The organism is Streptomyces sp. NPDC031132 (genome assembly GCF_055570595.1).
In genome coordinates this window covers 290,547-309,515 of sequence record NZ_JBVIGX010000007.1, presented here as the reverse complement: position 1 = coordinate 309,515, position 18,969 = coordinate 290,547, and the positions used below count along the sequence as shown (strand labels likewise).

Below are 18,969 nucleotides of genomic sequence, written 5' to 3'. Positions count from 1 at the left end.
TTTTTTTTTAGGGGGTCGGCTCCTCTCCTTTTCCCCTCCCCCCCCCCCCCCCCCCCCCCCCCCCCCCCCCCCCCGGGGTCCTCAGGGGCGGCGGGTCAGCAGAGCGGGCAGGCGTCGCGGATCACGCGCCAGGTGAACGTGGTGGAGCCCGTGGCGCCCTTCGCATCCTTGACGGTGACCGTCACGGTGCGGGTGCCGCTGGCGCGCGTCACGCCGGAGATCAGCCCGGTCGACGAGTTGATCGTCAGGCCGAGCGGCAGACCGGTTGCCGACCAGGCGTACGGGGTCGTGCCGCCTGAGGCGGTCATCTGCAGCCGGACGCTGTCGTACTGGTAGTTGACCTGGTTGCCGGGGTAGCGCACCACCGGTGCTGCGGCCACGGAGCTGACTGCAGGTGCGGCGGGCTGCGCTGCGGCAACCGCCACCGAGGAGCCGACGGGGGCGGCCAGGACGGCCGCCAAGCCGACGGCCAGGACCGCTAATCGACGCGGGACACGCTTGTTGGATCTCAACATGACCTCCGAACTCGCTTGTGTGGAAGCTGTGTTCAAAGTGCGATGGGACGTCGGAATCCTACGCACGGGTATGCGATTTCCTCTAGCACGCCGGGGAGGCCAGTTCCGGCCTACTGGCTCGGTTGCAGACGTTCAGGGCCGGTTCAGCGCCGCGTCCAGCGCAGTGAGCAGCAGGTCGATGTCGGCGCCTGTGGTGTGGAGGTGCGGGCTGATGCGGATCGCCGAGCCCCTGGCCCCGACGAACACGTTCGCCTCCTCCAGCGCGGCCACCACGCGCTGTTGGAGCCCCTCGGGGACCGTGATGCCGAGCATGTGCGGTCCCCGCGGCGCGGGGACGGGCAGGCCCCGCTCGCGGGCCGCCGAAGCGATACGGGCCGTGGTGGCCGCCAGGGTGACGGCGATGCGCGGGACGGTCCAGGCCGAGAGCTGTTCCAGGGCCGCGATGGCCATGGGGGTGAGCTCGAAGGCGGTGCGCGCGCCCACGTCGAAGCGGCGGGCGCCGGGCTGGTACTCGGTGCGGTAGTCGACGAGCCGCGCGAAGTCCTGGGAATCCTTGCGCAGGATCCAGTTCTCCTCCAGCGGCCTCCCCTCCTGGTGTTCCGGAGCCACGTACAGGTAGCCGAGCCCGAAAGGGCCGAGCAGCCACTTGTAGCCGACGCTGACGAGGTAGTCGGGCTGCAGCGTGCGCATGTCGATCGGGATCGCCCCGGCGGACTGGCTGGCGTCGACGACCAGGGCGGCGCCCGCGGACCGGGTGGGCTCGGCGATCCGGTCCAGGTCGAGCAGGGCGCCGTCGGTCCAGTGCACCCGGGGCACCGAGACCACCGCCACGCTGTCGTCGTGCGTGGCGAGTGCGTCGAGGACGGCCTCGGTCCAGGTCTGGCCGGGCTCCCGGCCGACCGTGAGCATCGAGGCCCCCGTACGCTCGGCGAACCGCCACCACGTGTAGATCCCGGACGGGTACTCGCCGGCGAGGACCAGGACCCGGCTGCCGGCCGGCGCCGTCAGATGGCCGGCGGCCACCGCGAACCCGTAGCTGGTCGCCGGCACGAGGGCGATGTCGTCCGCGGCCGCCCCGATGAGCTGCGCGAACAGCGCTCTGCGCTGCTCGGCCCCGCTGAACCAGTCGGCGCCCTGGATCCGCCACGGCTGCGCGCGCTTGAGGAGGGCGCCCTCGCCCGCGACGAGGCCGCTGCGCAGGGTCGGTGCCAGGCTCGCGGTGTTGAAGTAGGCGATGCCGTCGGGGATGTCGAACAGCTCACGGGCGTTGGGGAGCAGCTCGCTGCCGACAGGCGAGGTCATGGCATGCCTTCCGAGACGTGCAGCTCCGCAGAGCCGGGCCGGGGCCGGAGTCCACCACACTGCCCGGACTCCGCGGCCGGAAACATCAGCCGCCCCGCCGAGACGGCGCACTCGCCCCGCTTGGCCGACCCGTCGTACCCGGCGGGAGCGGAGGGGCCGACGGTTCCGCTCCCGCGGCCCTGAGCCTCGTACGGGACGGGCGCGCCGCTGCCGTCGCCCGGCCCGCCGGGCCGATAGTGGGGAGCTGTGAGCAACGGGTCAGAGGAACACATGCAAGAGGGCGGCGCCTGGTCCGGGCCTGCCGGGGCAGAGGCGTTCGCGGCGGTGGAGGCGGCCACGGACTGGCTGCTCGGCTACCCGTTCGTGTTCGAGGCCCTGTCCCGCCACGGGATCGGCGAGGACGGGGTCCTCGTGGACTACGGCTGCGGGCCGGGGCGGGTGGCCGACCGGGCGGCGCGCGTACTGGGCGCACGGGTGCTGGGGGTGGACACGTCCGCCGAGATGCTGGCGCTGGCCCGGAGCACGGCGACGGAGGTGGCGGAGTTCCACCTGGTCCGGGACGGCCGCGTGACCGGCCTGTCGGACGGGTGCGCGGACGCGGTGATGTGCAATCACGTCCTGGCCTCGCTGCCGACCGAAGAAGCCGTCCTCGCGGTGCTCGCCGAGATCCGCCGCCTGCTGCGGCCCGGGGCCCCGTTCGTACTGCTGACCACCGACCCCGCCTGTACGGGGCTGGAGTACGCCTCCCTGCGCGTGGGCACGGCGGGGGCCGCGTACGCGCCGGGCGAGGAGATGCCGCTACGGCTGCGGCGCACCGACGGTTCCTGGCAGGAGGTACGCAATCACGCCTGGCCCGTGGACCTGCTGCCGGCCCTGCTGGAACGCGGCCGCTTCCGCGACGTCACCCAGCGCCGGCCGACCGTGGGCGAGGCCCTGGCCGTCGCCGACCCGGTACTCGTCCAGCGGTACCCGTGGGCCGCGGAGCGGGCCGAACCACCGCTGGTGATCACCTCCGCCCTCGCCGCCTGAGCCTCCCGGAGACCACCGTGTTCCCCTCGCCCGTCCGTGTTGTACGAGTTCTTCGCGTTGCCCGGTGGGAAACCCGGGTCCTGGCCGTACTCGGCCTGTTGGGTGCGCTCGTCGCGGGTGCTCCGACCGCAGCTCCCTCCCCTCGGGCAGCGCACGTACGGGCGGTGACCGCCGTCCCCGCGGCGCCCGGAAGCGCCACCCCCTTGTCCGGGTACGCCATCCGGTCGACGGCCGAGGTCTCCGATGCGGCGGCCGTCGTCTCGGCCCCGGGCTACCCGACGACGGGCTGGTACCCGGCCGGGCCGCGTTCCACCGTGCTCGCGGCCCTGGTCGCGGACGGCAAGCACCCCGACCCTTTCTACTCCACCGACCAGCAGCGCATCCCGGCCGCCGAATTCACCGTGCCGTGGTGGTTCCGCGCCGAGTTCACCGTCGAGGACACCTCGTCGCGCACGTACCTGGACTTCAGCGGCGTGGTCTCCGCAGCGGACGTGTTCGTCAACGGCAAGCAGGTCGCCACCGCGTCCTCGGTCGCCGGCGCGTACACCCGTCACGAGCTCGACGTCACCGGCCTGGTACGGGCCGGCGCCAATGCGGTGGCCTTCCGGATCCAGCCCAACAACCCCCGCAAGAACCTGACCATGGGCTGGCTCGACTGGTTGCAGACGCCCCCGGACGAGAACATGGGCCTCGTCCGCGACGTGCTCGTACGGCGCGGCGGGAGCGTCGCCCTGCGCGATGCGCACGTGGTCACCAGCCTGGCACTGCCGTCCCCGGCCTCGGCGGACCTGACCGTCAAGGCGCAGGTACGCAACGACTCGGCCGAAGCCGTCACCGCCACCCTCTCCGGGACCATCGGCGCCCCTGACCCCGCTGGACCCACTGGCCCCACTGGACCCACTGACCCCACTGGCACCGGGATCGCCTTCCGCCGCGACGTCCCCCTGCGCGCCCACGAGACGAAGACGGTGGCCTTCTCCCCGGCCGACACGCCGCAGCTGCACCTCGACTCGCCGCGCGTGTGGTGGCCCGCCGGGATGGGCGCGCAAGAGCTGTACGCACTCGACCTGACGGTGACGGTGCCAGGCACCGGTGCCGGGGCCGGGGCCGTGTCCGACCGCTCCCGCCACGACTTCGGCATCCGCAGCGTGCAGGCCCCGCTCGACAAGGACGGCGCCCGCCAGTACTCCGTCAACGGCCGGCCGCTGCTGGTCCGGGGCGCCGGCTGGTCCCCCGACCAGCTGCTCCGCTGGGACCGGACCTACACCGAGGACCGGCTGGCGTACGCACGCGACCTCGGCCTCAACACCCTGCGCCTGGAAGGGCACCTCGAACCGGACGAGTTCTTCGACCTCGCCGACCGGTACGGGATCCTCACCCTGCCGGGCTGGCAGTGCTGTACCAAGTGGGAGGGCGAGGTCAACGGCACCGAGGCCGGAGAGAGCTGGTCCACGGCCGACTACCCGGTCGCCAAGGCGTCCATGGCGGCCGAGGCCGCGCGCCTGCGCGATCACCCCAGCGTGATCTCCTTCCTCATCGGCAGCGATTTCGCCCCGGACGAGGAGATCGAGAAGGGCTACCTCGACGCCCTGAAGGCCGCCGACTGGCCCACCCCGGTGATCCCCGCCGCCTCCGCCAAGTCGGCACCCCGCAGCGGAGCTTCGGGGATGCGCATGCCCGGCCCCTACGACTGGGTGCCGCCCGGCTACTGGTACGACAAACGCGAGGGCGGAGCCACCGGCTTCAACTCCGAGACCAGCGCCGGACCCGACGTCCCCACGCTCGACACCCTGCGCCGCATGATGTCCCCCGCCGAGCTCACCGCCCTCTGGAAGGACCCGGCCGCCCCGCAGTACCACCGCTCCCCCTCCCGCACCTACGCCACGCTCAAGCTGTACGACGACGCGCTGACCGCCCGGTACGGCGCCCCGCGCAGCCTCGAGGACTACGTCGCCAAGGCGCAGCTCGCCCAGTACGAGAACGTCCGCGCGCAGTTCGAGGCGTACGCGCGCAACGCCACCGACGCCTCGAAGCCGTCGACGGGGGTGATCTACTGGATGTTCAACAGCGGCTGGACCTCGCTGCACTGGCAGCTCGTGGACCGCTTCCTCGACCAGGGCGGCGCCTACTTCGGCGCGAAGAAGGCGAACGAGCCGCTGCACATCCAGTACTCCTACGACGACCGCACGGTGGCCGTCGTCAACCGCCGCGCGGAGGCGGTGTCGGGACTGACCGCGCGGGTCTCGCTCTTCAACACCGACGGGACGCAGAAGTACGACCGGACCGTGACCGGACTCGGCGTCGGCGGGGACGGCGCGAAGACCACCGCGCTGACCCTTCCGGCCTCGGTGGAGGGGCTGTCCACCACCCATCTCGCGCGGCTGGTCCTGACGGACGCCGCCGGCCGCGAGGTGAGCCGCAACGTGTACTGGCTCTCCACGCGCCGGGACGTCTCCGACTACGGCAAGAGCGACTGGTGGCACACCCCGACCACCGCGTACGCCGACCTCACCGGCCTGCGGTCCATGGCGCAGGCCTCCGTGTCCGCCACGGCGACGACGGCCGTGAGCGCCGATGCGCCGGCGACCTCCACGACCACGGTCACGGTACGCAACAACGGCACCGGGAACACCCCGGCGCTGCTCACCGACCTCCACCTGGTGGACGGCAAGGACGTCCCCGTCCTGCCCGTCCAGTGGTCCGACAATCAGATCAGCCTCTGGCCCGGTGAGTCGGCGAGCGTGACGGCGACGTACCGCACCGCCGATCTGCGCGGGTCCGCGCCCCGGATCAGGGTCTCGGGCTGGAACACGCCGACGGCCACGGTCCCGGCCTCGGCACGCCGGTAGGCCGCTCGCCCGGGCCGGGGGCGGCAGACACCGGCCCGCCTGCAGTGGTCCCCCGCCCCATGGGGCAGGATGGCAGCCCGTTCCGGAATGCGTACACGCGCCCGAACGAGGCTCCATGCACGACGAACTGACAGGTGACAAGGTGACGACACACCTCATACGACGACCCGCAGCGCCCGTCGCCGCTCCCCCGGTCCGGCGCGAAGCGGAGGGCGTCCGTTGAACCGGGAACTCGTCCTGCACGACTGGCTGGTGGCCGGGATCGCGATCGCCGCGGGCGCCCTGGCCGGACTGCTGCTGCGCGCCCTGATGCGCTGGCTGGGCCGGCACGCCGAGCGGACACGGTGGAGCGGGGACGACGTCATCGTCGACGCGCTGCGCACGCTCGCCCCCTGGGCGGCGGTCATCGCCGGCGTCGCGGTGGCCGCCTCCACCCTGCCGCTCCACACGCGGGTCCTGGGGTTCGTGAACCAGTCCCTGACCGCCCTGCTCATCCTCATCGCCACGCTCAGTGCCGCCCGGGTCGTCTCCGGGCTCGTCCAGTCGGTGGCGGGGGCGCGGACCGGAGTGGCCGGATCGGCGACCATCTTCGTGAACATCACGCGGATCGTGGTGCTGGTGATGGGTGTGCTCGTCGCACTCGAGACCATGGGCGTGTCCATCGCACCGCTGGTCACGGCCCTCGGCGTAGGCGGCCTGGCGGTGGCGCTGGCGTTGCAGGACACGCTCGCCAACCTCTTCGCGGGCGTCCACATCCTCGCCTCGAAGACCGTGCAGCCCGGTGACTACATCCGCCTCAGCGGGGGTGAGGAGGGGTACGTCGTCGACATCAACTGGCGCAACACCGTGGTCCGCAACCTGTCGAACAACCTGGTGATCATCCCCAACGGGCGTCTCGCGCGGACGAACATGACCAACTTCACCCAGCCCGAGCAGCAGTTGTCGATCTCGGTCCAGGTGGGTGTGGGCTACGAGAGCGATCTGGAGCAGGTCGAGCGGGTGACCCTCGAGGTGGTCGACGGCGTGATGGCCGACATCAACGGCGCCGTCCCCGACCACGAAGGGGCCGTCCGGTTCCACACGTTCGCGGACTCGAGGATCAACTTCACGGTGATCCTGGGCGTCGGCGAGTTCAGCGACCAGTACCGGATCAAGCACGAGTTCATCAAGCGCCTGCACCAGCGGTTCAGGGCGGAGGGCATCTCGATCCCCGCTCCCACCCGGACGGTCGCACTCCACCGGGACGAGCTCCAGGCGTCGACGCCTCCCCCGCTCCCGCACCAGCGCGAGGCCCCGACGCGTTCGCCCGCCACCACCGGCTGAGCAACGCCCTACGGGTGGTAGAGCTCCTCGGCGCGGGCCGGGTCGGCGGGAGCGTCCTGTGGCAGGTGGAGGAAGTGCTCCACCTGCCACGCCTGCGCCCGCCCGGCCTGGCGATTGGCGGTGGTGACCCACGGCGGGTAGACGCGGAAGCCGCGCTTGCCGCCGGAACCGTCCACCGATACGACGCCGTTCCGGCGCAGCACGTCCATCGGGAAGACGAACTGGCCGAAGCCGTCGTCGTCGTGACTGCCGATGACGACGAGGTCCACGGGATCCGCGACGTCGAACGGCTCGATGGGCCCGCGAGCGGACCTCTTCCACACGGTGACGAACTGGCCGACCTTGGTGGGCGTCGTCTTGGCTGCACGGAACCGGACGCGGCGGCCGTCGAGGGTGAACGCGTGCGCAGCGTATTCGGCACTCTCGGCCTCGGGCAGCGGCTGCGAGCAGATGAATCCGCAGGGGTCGTAGACGCGCGACTTCGCCGCGAGGAGATCGCCGGGGACCCCGATCGCATCCGACCACGGTTCGGGTCCGGTACGGGTGTGCTGAGGGGCAGAGCTCTCGCGGCGTTCCGTCATCCGTTCACCTTGTCACACACACCCAGAAATTCGAACATTTGGACGGATGACGGCCGGGCCCGGCTTCCTTCTTACGGATCCGTGACGTGCGGCCGGGTATTCGCCTCATCGGCCGCGGGGCCGCATAGCGTCGGATCATGCGCGTACTTGTGACTGGAGGAGCGGGCTTCATCGGCTCGCACATCGTCTCCGAACTGGCAGGCCGGGGGCACGACCCGGTGGTGTTCGACCTGGTGGCGGACGGGAGGGACGTACGGGATCCCGCTCAGGTGCGGGAGGCCCTGGCCGGCGTCGACGCGGTCTGCCACCAGGCGGCGAAGGTCGGCCTGGGCAAGGACTTCGGGGACGCGCCCGGCTACGTGTCGGCCAACGATCTCGGTACGGCGGTACTGCTCGCCCAGATGGCCGAGGCGGGGGTGGACAGGCTGCTGCTCGCCGGGTCGATGGTCGTCTACGGCGAGGGGCGGTACGAGTGCACCGTCCACGGCGTGGTCCGGCCCGGGCCGCGTGCCGAGGTCGATCTGGCGGCCGGCCGGTTCGAGCCGCGCTGCCCGGCCTGCGGCGCCGACCTGGCGCCCGGGCTGGTCGGAGAGGATGCGCCGATGGATCCGCGGAACGTCTACGCCACCACCAAGCTGGCCCAGGAGCACCTCGCGGCCTCCTGGGCGCGGGCCACCGGCGGCCGCGGGATCTCGCTGCGCTACCACAACGTCTACGGGCCGGGGATGCCCCGCGACACCCCGTACGCGGGGGTCGCCGCGCTGTTCCGTTCGGCGCTGGCCAGGGGTGAGGCACCCCGCGTCTTCGAGGACGGCGGCCAGCGGCGGGACTTCGTCCACGTGCGGGACGTGGCGGTGGCCAACGCGGTCGCCCTCGAGTCGCTGGAGTCGCCGGAGTCCCCGCGGGCTGCGGCGGGCGGCTTCGCCGCGTACAACGTCGGCAGCGGCGATCCGCGGACCGTGGGGGACATGGCCAAGGCCCTGGCCTCCGCCTGCGGGGGCCAGGACCCGGTCGTCACCGGCGAGTACCGGCTGGGCGACGTACGGCACATCACCGCCGACTCGGCGCGCCTGCGCCGGGAACTGGGCTGGCGGCCGGTGGTGCCGTTCGCCGCCGGGATGGCGGAGCTGGCGGCCGGGGCGGACACGCCCTGAGCCGCCGGCTCGGCGATCCCGCCGGGCCACCGGCCCTCCCGGCCCCTATGCGGGGGCCGGGAGGGTCAGTTCGAAGCGGCAGCCGCCCGAGACGTTGCGGACGTGTGCGTGCCCGTCGTGGGCCTCCACGATGCCCCGGACGATCGCCAGGCCCAGGCCCGCGCCTCCCGGAGGCGTGCGGGCCTGCGTACCGCGCCAGCCGGTGTCGAACACGCGCGTGAGGTCCTCCTCGGGAATGCCGCCGCAGGCGTCGGTGACCGACAGCACCACCGCTCCCTCGCGGGATTCGGCCGCGATCGCGACCGTGCCGTCGGCCGGGGTGTGGCGGATGGCGTTGACCAGCAGGTTCGACAGGACGCGGGTCATCTCCTTGCCGTCGACCTCCACCGGGAGCGGTGCGATGCCGTCGCCGACCAGCCGTACGCCGTGCTCGCGGGCGAGGGCGTCGGTTCCGGCCAGGGCGTCGCCCACCAGGTCGTAGAGGTTCAGCCGGGTGGGCATGAGGGTGAGGGCGCCCGCGTGGATGCGGGAGAGCTCGAAGAGGTCTCCGACCATCGAGTTGAGGCGGTCCACCTCGGTGCGCATCTGCCGGTGGTAGCGGGCGGGGTCGGCGGCCATGCCGTCCTCCAGCGCCTCCGACATGGCGCGCAGACCGGCCAGCGGGGTGCGCAGATCGTGCGAGATCCAGGCGACCAGTTCACGCCGTGAGGTCTCCAGGGCCCGCTCGCGCTCCCGGGACACTTCCAGGCGTTCGCTGGTCAGGGCCAGTTCGCGGCTGAGCGCGGTGAGTTCGGCGGGGGCGGGCACGGTGGGTGTGGTGAACGTGCCCTCCTCGCCGAAGACCCGTGCGGCAGCGGCGAGCTCGCGGCAGCGCAGTACGACCTGCCGGCCCAGCAGCAGGGCGGTGCCCAGGGAGACGGCGGCCGCCACCGCGACGACCGTGGTCACCACGGTCAGGTCATGGGCGGAGAGGAACATCGCCCAGGCCACCGTGAGCGTTCCGGCGAGCATCGCGAACACGGCGACGGCGGTCACGACGGCGAGCGAAACGGCGATGCTGCGCCGCCGCAGCATCCGCAGGGCGACGGCGCCCAGCGCTCCGGCGCCGCCCGCGCCGAGCAGCGCGTACAGGGCGATCAGCAGCAGGTCCTGGTCACGCATGTCCGATCTCCGTCCCGTGGTCCGTGGCGGGGGCTGCCGGGGCGGGGTGGGCGTCGAAGCGGTAGCCGGCCCCCCAGACGGTCTGGATCAGCCGGGGGCTCGCCGGGTCGTCCTCGATCTTTCCGCGGAGCCTGCGGACGTGGACGGTGACGGTGGACAGGTCGCCGAAGTCCCAGCCCCAGACCTCGCGCATGAGCCGCTCCCGGTCGCAGACCTGCCCGGGGTGGCGCAGGAAGTAGGCGAGGAGGTCGAACTCCCGCAGGGTGAGGGCGAGCTCTTGGCCGTCCTTGCTCACTCGGCGGGCCGCCGGGTCCAGGCTCAGGCCCGCCGCGGTGAGCCGGGGGCCGGCTGCCGGCGGGGCGGGGACGGCCCGGCGCAGCACCGACTGCACGCGCAGGACGAGTTCGCGCGGGCTGAACGGCTTGGTCACGTAGTCGTCCGCGCCGACTTCCAGGCCCAGGATCCGGTCGTCCTCGTCGCCGCGTGCGGTGAGCATGATGACCGGGACGGGCGGGAGGGGCGGGGTGCCGCCCTGGCCTCCGCCCGGGTCGGCGCCGCGCTCGCGCGCCCGCAGCCGCCGGCACACCTCCAGTCCGTCCATGCCCGGGAGCATGAGGTCGAGGACGACCAGGTCCGGGCGCTGCTCCTCGGCGGCGCGGAGGGCGGACGGTCCGTCGGCGGCCCGGCGCACGGCGAAGCCGGCCCGGTCGAGGTATCCGGCCACCACCTCCGAGACGGTCGGGTCGTCTTCCACGACCAGGACGCTGCCCCACCGCTCCGGGGTACCCGCCCCGCCGGGGCCGACGGCGTCTCGGCCCTCGTCCGTACTCTGCGTATTGCTCACTGCCATGGCCCCAGCCTGACATCCGCCCCGGGCCGCGTGGAATGCGCCATCCCCCGATCGGGCACGGCGTCCGCGTTTCGTAAGGACTTGGAGCCCCTTTCGTCCGCGTCCGCTTCCTACGGTGTGGACCGTGACTGATTCTGCTTGTGTGCCGCCCCGGGCGGACCTCGTACTGCCGTGCCTCGACGAGGCGGAGGCGCTCCCCTGGGTGCTGGCGCGGGTGCCGGCCGGCTGGCGGGCCATCGTCGTCGACAACGGCTCCACCGACGGCTCCGCCGACATCGCCCGCCGGCTGGGGGCGACCGTCGTGCGCGAACCCCGGCGCGGCTTCGGCGCCGCCTGCCATGCCGGGCTGCTCGCCGCGAGCGCCGACCTCGTCTGCTTCTGCGACTGCGACGCCTCGCTCGACCCCGCCCTGCTCGCTCCCATGGCGGCGCGGGTCGCGGCGGGCGAGGCCGACCTGCTGCTCGGCCGGCGCCGCCCGCAGGGCCGCGGTGCGTGGCCCGCGCACGCCCGCGCCGGGAACCTCGCGCTGGCGCGGATGCTGCGCCGCCGTACGGGGCTGCGGCTGCACGACCTCGGACCGATGCGGGTCGCGCGCCGCGAGGCACTGCTGGGCCTGGACCTGACCGACCGGCGCAGCGGCTACCCGCTGCAGATGGTCGTACGGGCTACCGATGCGGGCTGGCGGGTGGCCGAGACGGACGTCCCGTACCTGCCGCGCTCCGGGAAGTCGAAGGTCACCGGCACCTGGCGGGGCACCTGGCATGCGGTACGGGACATGCGGCGGGTGCTGGCCGAGGCGCCCGGCACCCGGTCCGTCCCGGCCGGCGGGGTCGGCGCATGAGTACGGTCGGGAGCAACTCCGGCACCGACGAGGGCACCCTGCTCGTCATCGCCAAGGCCCCGGTCGCAGGCCGGGTCAAGACGCGGCTGACCCCGCACTTCACCCCGCAGCAGGCCGCCGACCTGGCCCGCGCCGCGCTCCAGGACACTCTGGACGCCGTCCTCGCCACGCCGGCCCGGCGGCGCGTCCTCTACCTCGACGGGGCGCCGGGACACTGGCTGCCGGACGGGATCGAGGTGGTCCCGCAGTGCGCGGGCGGGCTCGACTCCCGGCTGGCCGCGGCCTTCGCCCTGTACGGGGGCCCCACGCTGCTGATCGGCATGGACACCCCGCAGGTCACCCCGGAACTCCTTGCCCGGGGCCTCGACTTCGGCCGTACGAAGGCCTGGTTCGGTCCGGCACTGGACGGCGGTTTCTGGGCCCTCGGGCTCGCCGAGCCCGACCCGGCGCTGCTGATCGGCGTGCCCATGTCCGAACCGTGGACCGGGGAGGTCCAGCGGCTGCGGCTGACCACCTCCGGGCGGACCGTACGGGACCTCCCGGCGCTGCGCGACGTCGACACCCCGGACGATGCGGCGCTGGTCGCGGCCGCAGCGCCGGGAACTCGCTTCGCCGCCCTGCACGCCGAGCTGTGCGCGGCCGTCCGATGACCGCGCAGCTGACGGAGCCCGCCGCCCAGGCCTGGCGGGCCGACCCGTACGCCGACGCCCTGCGCACCGGTCAGGGCCCCCTCTACCTGCGCCGCAGCGACGGCTGGCTGTTGCCGCTGGAGGTGGAGCGCTGGTGCGCAGAGCCCGACACCGCCGACACCACCGTCCTGTCCCGCTGCGACGGCCCGGTCCTGGACATAGGCTGCGGACCGGGTCGCCTGGTCGCCGCCCTCGCCCGCCGCGGGCACCCCGCGCTGGGCGTGGACGTGACCCCGGAGGCGGTGGCCCGTACGGTACGCACCGGCGGCAGCGCCCTGTGCCGGTCGGTGTTCGATCCGCTGCCCGGCGAGGGCCGGTGGGGCACGGTCCTGCTGATCGACGGCAACATCGGCATCGGCGGCGACCCCGGTGCGCTGCTGCGCCGCGCCGCCGGGCTCGCGGCCCCGGGCGGCTCGCTGCTGGTCGAGGTGGCCACCGTGGACGTCGACGAGCGCGTCGAGGTCCATGTCGACGACGGTCACGGCGGCCGCGGGGCGCCGTTCCCGTGGGCCCGGCTCGGTATCCGTGCGCTCGGCGTCGAGGCGGCTGACGCGGGCTGGAGCCGAGCGGTGACCTGGCATGCCGCGGGCCGCGCGTTCGTGCAGCTGCGCCGCTGACCGCACACCGCCGACCGGGGCGGGGGTGTGACCGAGATACGCGCCACAGGGGCAACGGGATGATCTTGAAGCCCCGAGCCCCCGTCGGCCGTCACCCATTCGGCTCAGTGTCGTTGGTGGGGATGTTGCAGGCCGGAGTGACGTACGACCAGGCCAAGGCCCGCGGGATCGTCGAGCAGTCGATCCGCAAGCGCTGCTCAGCGGGCGGGGCTCATGCGGCTGTTGGAGAACCGTGACAGTGACGGGACGACGCGTCGTCTCCGGCACCCCGCACATCCTGGACGCGCTGCTGAACCTGGACGGCGGGGTGAAACCGGAGAGGGTGGCCACGGACAACGCTTCATACTCCGACATGGTGTTACGCCTGTTCAAGATCCTCGGCTACAACTTCGGCCCGCGGTTCCGCGACTTGGACGACCAGCGGCTCTGGCGGGCCACGATGCCCGGCGTCGAGACCGGCAACCACGGTGCGGTGGAGGACCTGGCCCCCCCATCGCGTCAACCTGAGCAAGGTGATCACGTACTGGCCGGACATGCCGAAGGTCGCCGGTTCACTGGTCACCAACCAGGTCTGCGCCTACGACCTGCTGCGCATGTTCGGACGCGAAGGCCGCCCGACCCCGCTGGGCGCGGCGTTCGCCGAGTACGGGCGGATCGCCAAGACCGAACACCTGCTGCGCGTGGTCGACCCGGTCGACGACACCTACCGCCGGCAGATGAACCGGCAGCTCACCGTCCAGGAGCCCCGCCACAAGCTGGCCCGGGACGTGTGCCACGGCAAGCGCGGCACCCTCCACCAGGCGTACCGCGACGGGATGTTGGACCAGCTCTGCGCGCTCGGTCTGGTCCTCGACGCCATCGTGCTCTGGACCACGAAGTACATCGACGCCGCAGTCGCCCAACTACGTGCCGAGGGCCATGAGATCCGCGACGAGGATGTCGCCCGACTCTCCCCGCTCGAACACCGCGATCTGAACCTGCTCGGCCGCTACAGCTTCACCGCCGGCGTCCCGTCCACCGGCGCCCTGCCGCCGCTGCGGGTTCCGGATGGGCCGGAGCTGGACGACGACGAGGAACAAGGTTGCCGACGTCTACTCGCTGGTCATGCCGTCACTTCCGCGGCAACGCCCGGCTGCGGCCGGGTCCGTATGCCCCAGCGGGCAAGAGATGGGCCGACAGCGCCCAGCGCCGCGAAGAACACCGCCAGCAGCAGCCAGCCCGCCGTGCCGAGGCCGAGCACCACCGTGGTGAGGATCGCGGGGGCGAGAGCCTGGCCCGCGCTGAAGCCGAGACCGAAGACACCTTGGTACTGGCCCTGTGCGTGGTCGGGGGCAAGACCGAAGCCCAGGGCGAAGGCCGCCGATGACTCCCACACCTCTCCCAGGCTGTGGACGAAGATCGCGGCCAGGACCAGTCCCGCCGCCGCCCAGACAGGGGCGTACGCCGCCAGCGCCATCATCGGGCAGCTGACGAGGAAGAGCAGCCCCGCCGTGCGGAACGCCCGGCCACCGTCGTGCAAGGTCTCGATGCGCGAGCCGATCCTGGTCTGCATCAGCACACAGAAGAGGGAATTGACGGCGAACAGCGCAGCCACCGTCCACCGCGGCGTTTCGGTGTGCTCGGAGATCCAGATCGGCAGGAGCAGCGAGACCACCGGGTACTGCAGTCCCATGGCCCCGTAGAGGGCGGTGAACGCCAGGAACGGACGATCCGCAAAAGCGAGCCAGCGCCGCTGCTGCGGCGGCGCCGCCAGCGCCGGATAGCGGGGCAGCAGGAGCAGCAGCAGCGCGCACAGGGCGAAGCTCGCCGCGTTGCCGAGGATCAGCGTGACATAGGCGCCGCGGGTGTCCGCGGCCAGGGCCAGCCCCGCACCCACCGTTCCCAGGACGACGCCCAGGTTGACGAACGTGCGCAGCTTGGCACGGAACAGGGCCGGGCGCTCACCCCCGACCCGGACCACCAGAGCGCCCCAGGCCGCCCCGCCGGCCGCCGCGGCGATCTGGTCGACCGTCGCGATGACCGTGAGCGCGGCCCAGCTCTCGACGAGGACGAGGGCCGCCATCGACACCGCCTGGACCGCGAGGGCCAACATTATGATCGTGCGCGCCCCTCGCCGGTCGGCGAGATGCCCGCCTGGTATCCCCGCGCACAGGCCGATCACTCCGGCGATGGTGAGCGCGGCGCCGACCTGCACTGCGGGCAGGCCCACGACCAAGGTGAAATAGAGCGCCGACGCCGCGTTGAACAGACCATTGCCGACTCGGTTGACGAAACTGGCGGCGATCAGCACGCGCTCCGGCCTGCTGTCCCCCGCCACCCGGCCTATTCGACCCGCCAAGTCGCCCTTGATCATGGGCGGCACGCTAACAGAGGTCGCAGATCCGGCGGGAGTAGCGCCAAGGGCGCGTGCTCCGATTCCGACAGGGGCACGGACCAGGACCGCACCACCCCGAGGAATCTGTCGTCGAACGACCTCGTCCTTCACGAGGCCGGGATCGAGGACCCGGTCGTCTTCGAGGAGGACCCGGGCACGTCCAGCCGCCTCCACCCGCTCCAGCGCCCGAAGTTCCGCGAACTGCTCACCTACGCGCGGCCCGGGGACACCCTGCACATCTCCGAGACGTTCCGCCTCGTACGCGGCACCGGGCACGTCCTCGACGTGCTCGACGTCCTCCAGCGCGAGCTGGCCTACGACGGATTGCGCGCCGCCGAGGCCAAGGGCAACCAGGGCGGGCGCCGACCCGTGAAGATGCGGCTGGACCTCGGTCAGTCGATGCCTTCGACGATGCGGAAGTCTCGCTCGACGCCGTCGGAGAGGGCGACCAGCGCCTCCTGGTAGGCCGCACTCTCGCGCGCCGCGACGGCCTGCTCGAAGCTGTCGAACTCGATCAGGACGGTGCGCTCGGCGATTCCGGCGTCATGCGCCACGACCCGACTGCCACGGACGAGGACCCGACCGCCCCCGGCCTTGACGGCCGGAGCGGCCAACTCGTTGTAAGCAGCCAGCTTCTCAGGGTCTGAAATGGTGCGGTAGACGCTGACCCAGTAGCCCTTGGGCATGGAACCTCCAGTGTGGGGATGAGTGCATCTGACTTACGGGTGGGTCTCGGACGAGCATCGGCGGGCGAGAGCGAGGCTTGTCAGCGTCGTGATCGCCATGGCGCCGATGCCGACCAGCGCCGCGGTGGTGTAGGCGCTGTCGTCGGGGAAGAGGTGGCCGGGGCCGGTGCCCGCGGCGAGGATCAGGCCGCCGATGGCGCTGCCCAGGGAGTACCCGACGCTGCGGACGACGTAGTGGAAGCTCATGGCGCTCGACGTCTCGCTCTTGGGGGTGACGGCCAGGATGACGCCGGGCATCGCGGCCGAGAAGCCGCCGACGCCGAAGCCGAGCACGCCCATCGCCGCGAACAGTTCGGCCAGGTCGGACCGGGCCGCCGCGAACAGGGCGAACCCGCCGCCGACCACGACGGCGCTGCCGGCCAGGAGCAGGGGGTCGGTGATCCGCGTCCGGACCCGCGGCGTGAGCTTGCCGGCGACGAACCCCAGCACCGAGAACGGGATGAGGACCAGCCCGGCGACGAAGGTCGTCAGCCCGAAGCCGTAGCCGGCGTCGTGCGGCGTCTGCGCGTACCGGGTGATGAGCGTGAGCAGGAGGTACATGCCGATCCCGCCGACGAACATGGCGAGGTTCGCCCCGGCGACCGCCGGGTGCCGCACCGCCCGCACATCGACCAGGGGCGTCGTGCTGCGCAGCTCGATGACGGCCCAGACGCAGAGCAGCACCACCGCGACGACGGCGAGGCCCACCGCCACGGCGAGGTGCCGGCTCCACAGATTCCGTTCGCCGGCGAGGAACAGCACCAGGAGCAGCGCAGCGGCCAGGACGACCGCGCCTGCCACGTCCACGTGGGCGGAGCGGCCTTCGGGGGCTTCGGGCATGGAGCGCCACGCGGTCAGGAGGGCGGCGGCGGTGACGACCAGGCCGAGGCCGTAGGCGGCCCGTACCCCGCCGAGCTCGGCGAGCAGTGCGGCCAGCGGGTAGCCGACGCCGGCCCCGATGATCGAGACCACCGAGATCAGGGCGATCACGGCCGCGCTGCGCTCCTCGGGGAGGTGGTCCCGGGCCACGCCCATCATCAGCGCCGTCAGCCCGAGCCCGACGCCTTGGGCCGCCCTGCCGGCCAGCAGCCACGCGAACGGCAGCGGCAGCACGGTGAGCACGCTGCCGGCGACGACGACCGCCAGCGTGGCGAGGATCGTGGCCCGCCGGTGCCGGCCGGCTCCGAGCCGGCCCAGGAGCGGCGTGGCGACGGCGCCGCTGAGCAGCGCGACGGTCAGCGTCCACTGCGCGCTGCCGAGCGAGACGTGGAACGAGGTCGCCACGCTGGTGATGAGCGGCGTCCCGAGGCTGGCGACCGCCGCCACGACCAGAGCGATGAACATCAGGGCGGGGACCAGCAGCCGCGCCTCGGAACGCGCCACCGGGAACGCCTTCACCGCGACCCCGCCGACCGGCTGCCCGGTCACTGCTTCGGCCCTTCGCGGTCCTGGCTTTCGAGCTCCGTCAGATGCTTCAGCGCCGGAAGGGCCGCCACCAGCGCCTCGACCTCGTCGCCGGTGAGCTCGCCGATCAACCGCTCGAACGCGTGGACGCCCGCCTGGCGCCGCGTCCTGACATAGGAGGCGCCGGCCTCGGTCAGGCACACCAGCGTGACCCGCTTGTCGGACGCGTCGCCCCGCCGCTCGACCAGGCCGGACTCCTCCATCACCCGGACCAGGGCGGTCATCGCGGGCTGGGTGACGCCCTCGACCGCGGCCAGATCGGTGATGCGCCGCGGGCCGGTCCGGTCCAGGGTGGCCAGGGTGGCGGCGGACGTCAGGCTCATGTCCCGGGGCAGGCGTCTCGCGGCCCTGGTGGCCAGGCCGTAGAGGGCTGCCCCGATGGCGGCGGATGCGCCAGGAGCGGTGTCTTGACGACTCATGCCAGAAGTATAGCATTTTTATATTCACAGTTTATGTAAATGGTCGACTGGCGCGGGCGACACGCCCCTTGAGCAGGCCGGCCCGCCGGATCCGGGTCAGTGCCAGGCCCAGCAGCCGGGCGGTCGCCGTATGTCAGAGGGATGCCCGCGCTGTTCTGCCAGCGGCAGAACAGCGGCCGGACCGGGCTCGACGATCACTAAGGTCCCGTCTCATGACGACGATTACGACGCGTACGGTCGAGTATCCGGCCGACGGTTTGACGATGATCGGGCACCTCGCGCTCCCGGCCGGTGTCGACCGCCGGCCCGCGGTGCTGCTCGGACCGGAGGGCATGGGGCTCAGCGACGTCGAGCGCCGCCGGGCCGATGCTCTCGCCGAGCTGGGATATACAGCACTGGCCTTCGACCTTCATGGCGGGCGCTATTTGGGCGACCCCGAGGAGATGCTGGCCCGTTGCCTGCCGCTGCTCGCTGATCCCGAGCGGATGCGAGGCATCGGCCATGCGGCGCTCGATGTGTTGCTCACCGAACCGCGGACCGACCCCGACCGGATCGCCGTCGTCGGCTACGGCACGGGGGGTGCCGTCGGGCTGGAACTCGGGCGCGGCGGCGTCAGCCTGCGCGCGATCGGGACAGTCAACGCACTGACCACGGGCCGACCGGGCGAGGCGGCGCGCATTCGCTGCCCGGTGTGGGCCGGGGTCGGGTCGGAAGACCCGATCATGCCGCCCGCGCAACGGAACGCGTTCACCGCCGAGATGCAGGCCGCGGGCGTCGACTGGCGCCTCACGGTCTACGGCGGTGCCTTGCACGCCTTCCACCACCCGCCGGTCGACCACCCGGTGGTCCCCGGCGTCGGCTACCACCCACGGCACGCGCAGCGAGCCTGGCGCGACGTCGTCGACCTGCTCGCCGAATGCCTGCCCGTGACGGAGGATCTGGGGCATGCCCCAGGTAAGCGTGCCGACCCCGGGCACTGACAGTCCGCTCCCCTCGAGTCCGCACCGCAGAAACGTATTCGGGCGGTTGCTCGATCACCGAGACGTATTCACAACTACCGCAGTAAATACCGGATT

General features: G+C 72.5%; 18 protein-coding genes and 1 pseudogene. 10 read left to right on the top strand and 9 right to left on the bottom strand.

What is annotated here, in order from left to right; all coding sequences use genetic code 11:
- Positions 1-95: 95 nt before the first annotated feature.
- A complete protein-coding gene (locus tag ACZ49B_RS13855; RefSeq protein ID WP_468304742.1) occupies positions 96-515 on the bottom strand; it encodes an Ig domain-containing protein in 420 nt (139 codons plus the stop codon).
- A gap of 132 nt (positions 516-647) precedes the next feature.
- The gene (locus ACZ49B_RS13850; RefSeq protein ID WP_468304740.1) at positions 648-1,817 is read right to left on the bottom strand and encodes an aminotransferase class V-fold PLP-dependent enzyme; all 1,170 of its coding nucleotides are present in this window, start codon (positions 1,815-1,817) and stop codon (positions 648-650) included.
- A 246-nt stretch (positions 1,818-2,063) separates the two neighbouring features.
- On the opposite strand from ACZ49B_RS13850, the gene ACZ49B_RS13845 reads away from it, so the two are divergent.
- The 3 genes from ACZ49B_RS13845 (at position 2,064) to ACZ49B_RS13835 (ending at position 7,018) form a co-directional block, all read left to right on the top strand.
- Entirely contained in the window at positions 2,064-2,846 is a 783-nt protein-coding gene (locus ACZ49B_RS13845; protein WP_468304737.1) for a class I SAM-dependent methyltransferase, read from the top strand.
- Between the two features lie 17 nt (positions 2,847-2,863).
- The gene (locus tag ACZ49B_RS13840; RefSeq protein ID WP_468304734.1) at positions 2,864-5,695 is read left to right on the top strand and encodes a glycoside hydrolase family 2 protein; all 2,832 of its coding nucleotides are present in this window, start codon (positions 2,864-2,866) and stop codon (positions 5,693-5,695) included.
- Positions 5,696-5,914: 219 nt separating this feature from the next.
- Positions 5,915-7,018 carry a mechanosensitive ion channel family protein gene (locus tag ACZ49B_RS13835; RefSeq protein WP_468304731.1) on the top strand — a complete coding sequence of 368 codons (1,104 nt, stop codon included), beginning with the start codon at positions 5,915-5,917 and terminating at the stop codon, positions 7,016-7,018.
- Positions 7,019-7,026: 8 nt separating this feature from the next.
- Here the strand turns inward: ACZ49B_RS13835 and ACZ49B_RS13830 are convergent, their stop codons facing one another.
- Complete coding sequence (locus tag ACZ49B_RS13830; protein WP_468304728.1) at positions 7,027-7,599, bottom strand: MepB family protein; 573 nt, start codon at positions 7,597-7,599, stop codon at positions 7,027-7,029.
- Between the two features lie 137 nt (positions 7,600-7,736).
- Here ACZ49B_RS13830 and ACZ49B_RS13825 point away from each other — a divergent pair, with 137 nt between their 5' ends.
- Complete coding sequence (locus ACZ49B_RS13825; RefSeq protein ID WP_468304725.1) at positions 7,737-8,753, top strand: NAD-dependent epimerase/dehydratase family protein; 1,017 nt, start codon at positions 7,737-7,739, stop codon at positions 8,751-8,753.
- A gap of 45 nt (positions 8,754-8,798) precedes the next feature.
- On the opposite strand, the gene ACZ49B_RS13820 is transcribed toward ACZ49B_RS13825, so the two are convergent.
- Both ACZ49B_RS13820 and ACZ49B_RS13815 read right to left on the bottom strand, forming a co-directional pair.
- Positions 8,799-9,914, bottom strand: coding sequence for a sensor histidine kinase (locus ACZ49B_RS13820; RefSeq protein WP_468304722.1), 1,116 nt, complete (start codon positions 9,912-9,914; stop codon positions 8,799-8,801).
- Positions 9,907-10,764 (bottom strand): response regulator transcription factor, encoded by an 858-nt coding sequence (locus tag ACZ49B_RS13815; RefSeq protein ID WP_468304719.1) that lies wholly within the window; start codon positions 10,762-10,764, stop codon positions 9,907-9,909. Before ACZ49B_RS13815 ends, ACZ49B_RS13820 begins: the two co-directional genes overlap by 8 nt.
- A gap of 115 nt (positions 10,765-10,879) precedes the next feature.
- Here ACZ49B_RS13815 and ACZ49B_RS13810 point away from each other — a divergent pair, with 115 nt between their 5' ends.
- The 4 genes and pseudogenes from ACZ49B_RS13810 to ACZ49B_RS13795 form a co-directional block, all read left to right on the top strand.
- Entirely contained in the window at positions 10,880-11,605 is a 726-nt protein-coding gene (locus ACZ49B_RS13810) for a glycosyltransferase family 2 protein (RefSeq protein ID WP_468304716.1), read from the top strand.
- Complete coding sequence (locus ACZ49B_RS13805; RefSeq protein WP_468304713.1) at positions 11,602-12,255, top strand: TIGR04282 family arsenosugar biosynthesis glycosyltransferase; 654 nt, start codon at positions 11,602-11,604, stop codon at positions 12,253-12,255. The genes ACZ49B_RS13810 and ACZ49B_RS13805 overlap by 4 nt, the downstream gene beginning before the upstream one ends.
- Positions 12,252-12,911, top strand: coding sequence for a class I SAM-dependent methyltransferase (locus tag ACZ49B_RS13800; RefSeq protein ID WP_468304710.1), 660 nt, complete (start codon positions 12,252-12,254; stop codon positions 12,909-12,911). The genes ACZ49B_RS13805 and ACZ49B_RS13800 overlap by 4 nt, the downstream gene beginning before the upstream one ends.
- 244 nt (positions 12,912-13,155) lie before the next feature.
- Positions 13,156-13,993: pseudogene (locus tag ACZ49B_RS13795) on the top strand (Tn3 family transposase); the annotation flags it as partial.
- A 20-nt stretch (positions 13,994-14,013) separates the two neighbouring features.
- Here ACZ49B_RS13795 and ACZ49B_RS13790 read toward each other — a convergent pair.
- Positions 14,014-15,264, bottom strand: a complete 1,251-nt coding sequence (locus tag ACZ49B_RS13790) for an MFS transporter (protein ID WP_468304883.1) — start codon at positions 15,262-15,264, stop codon at positions 14,014-14,016.
- On the opposite strand from ACZ49B_RS13790, the gene ACZ49B_RS13785 reads away from it, so the two are divergent.
- Positions 15,163-15,750 (top strand): recombinase family protein, encoded by a 588-nt coding sequence (locus tag ACZ49B_RS13785; RefSeq protein WP_468304880.1) that lies wholly within the window; start codon positions 15,163-15,165, stop codon positions 15,748-15,750. The genes ACZ49B_RS13790 and ACZ49B_RS13785 overlap by 102 nt on opposite strands.
- On the opposite strand, the gene ACZ49B_RS13780 is transcribed toward ACZ49B_RS13785, so the two are convergent.
- The 3 genes from ACZ49B_RS13780 to ACZ49B_RS13770 are packed head-to-tail and all read right to left on the bottom strand — an operon-like array spanning position 15,678 to position 17,797.
- Entirely contained in the window at positions 15,678-15,971 is a 294-nt protein-coding gene (locus tag ACZ49B_RS13780) for a DUF1330 domain-containing protein (RefSeq protein ID WP_468304707.1), read from the bottom strand. The two genes, ACZ49B_RS13785 and ACZ49B_RS13780, sit on opposite strands and share 73 nt — an antisense overlap.
- A 33-nt stretch (positions 15,972-16,004) precedes the next feature.
- Positions 16,005-17,438, bottom strand: a complete 1,434-nt coding sequence (locus ACZ49B_RS13775) for an MFS transporter (protein ID WP_468304704.1) — start codon at positions 17,436-17,438, stop codon at positions 16,005-16,007.
- On the bottom strand, positions 17,435-17,797 hold the full coding sequence (locus ACZ49B_RS13770; protein WP_384561328.1) for a MarR family winged helix-turn-helix transcriptional regulator: 363 nt from the start codon (positions 17,795-17,797) through the stop codon (positions 17,435-17,437). The genes ACZ49B_RS13775 and ACZ49B_RS13770 overlap by 4 nt, the downstream gene beginning before the upstream one ends.
- Before the next feature lie 308 nt (positions 17,798-18,105).
- Here ACZ49B_RS13770 and ACZ49B_RS13765 point away from each other — a divergent pair, with 308 nt between their 5' ends.
- Positions 18,106-18,873 (top strand): dienelactone hydrolase family protein, encoded by a 768-nt coding sequence (locus ACZ49B_RS13765; RefSeq protein WP_468304702.1) that lies wholly within the window; start codon positions 18,106-18,108, stop codon positions 18,871-18,873.
- The last annotated feature ends 96 nt before the right edge of the window (positions 18,874-18,969 follow it).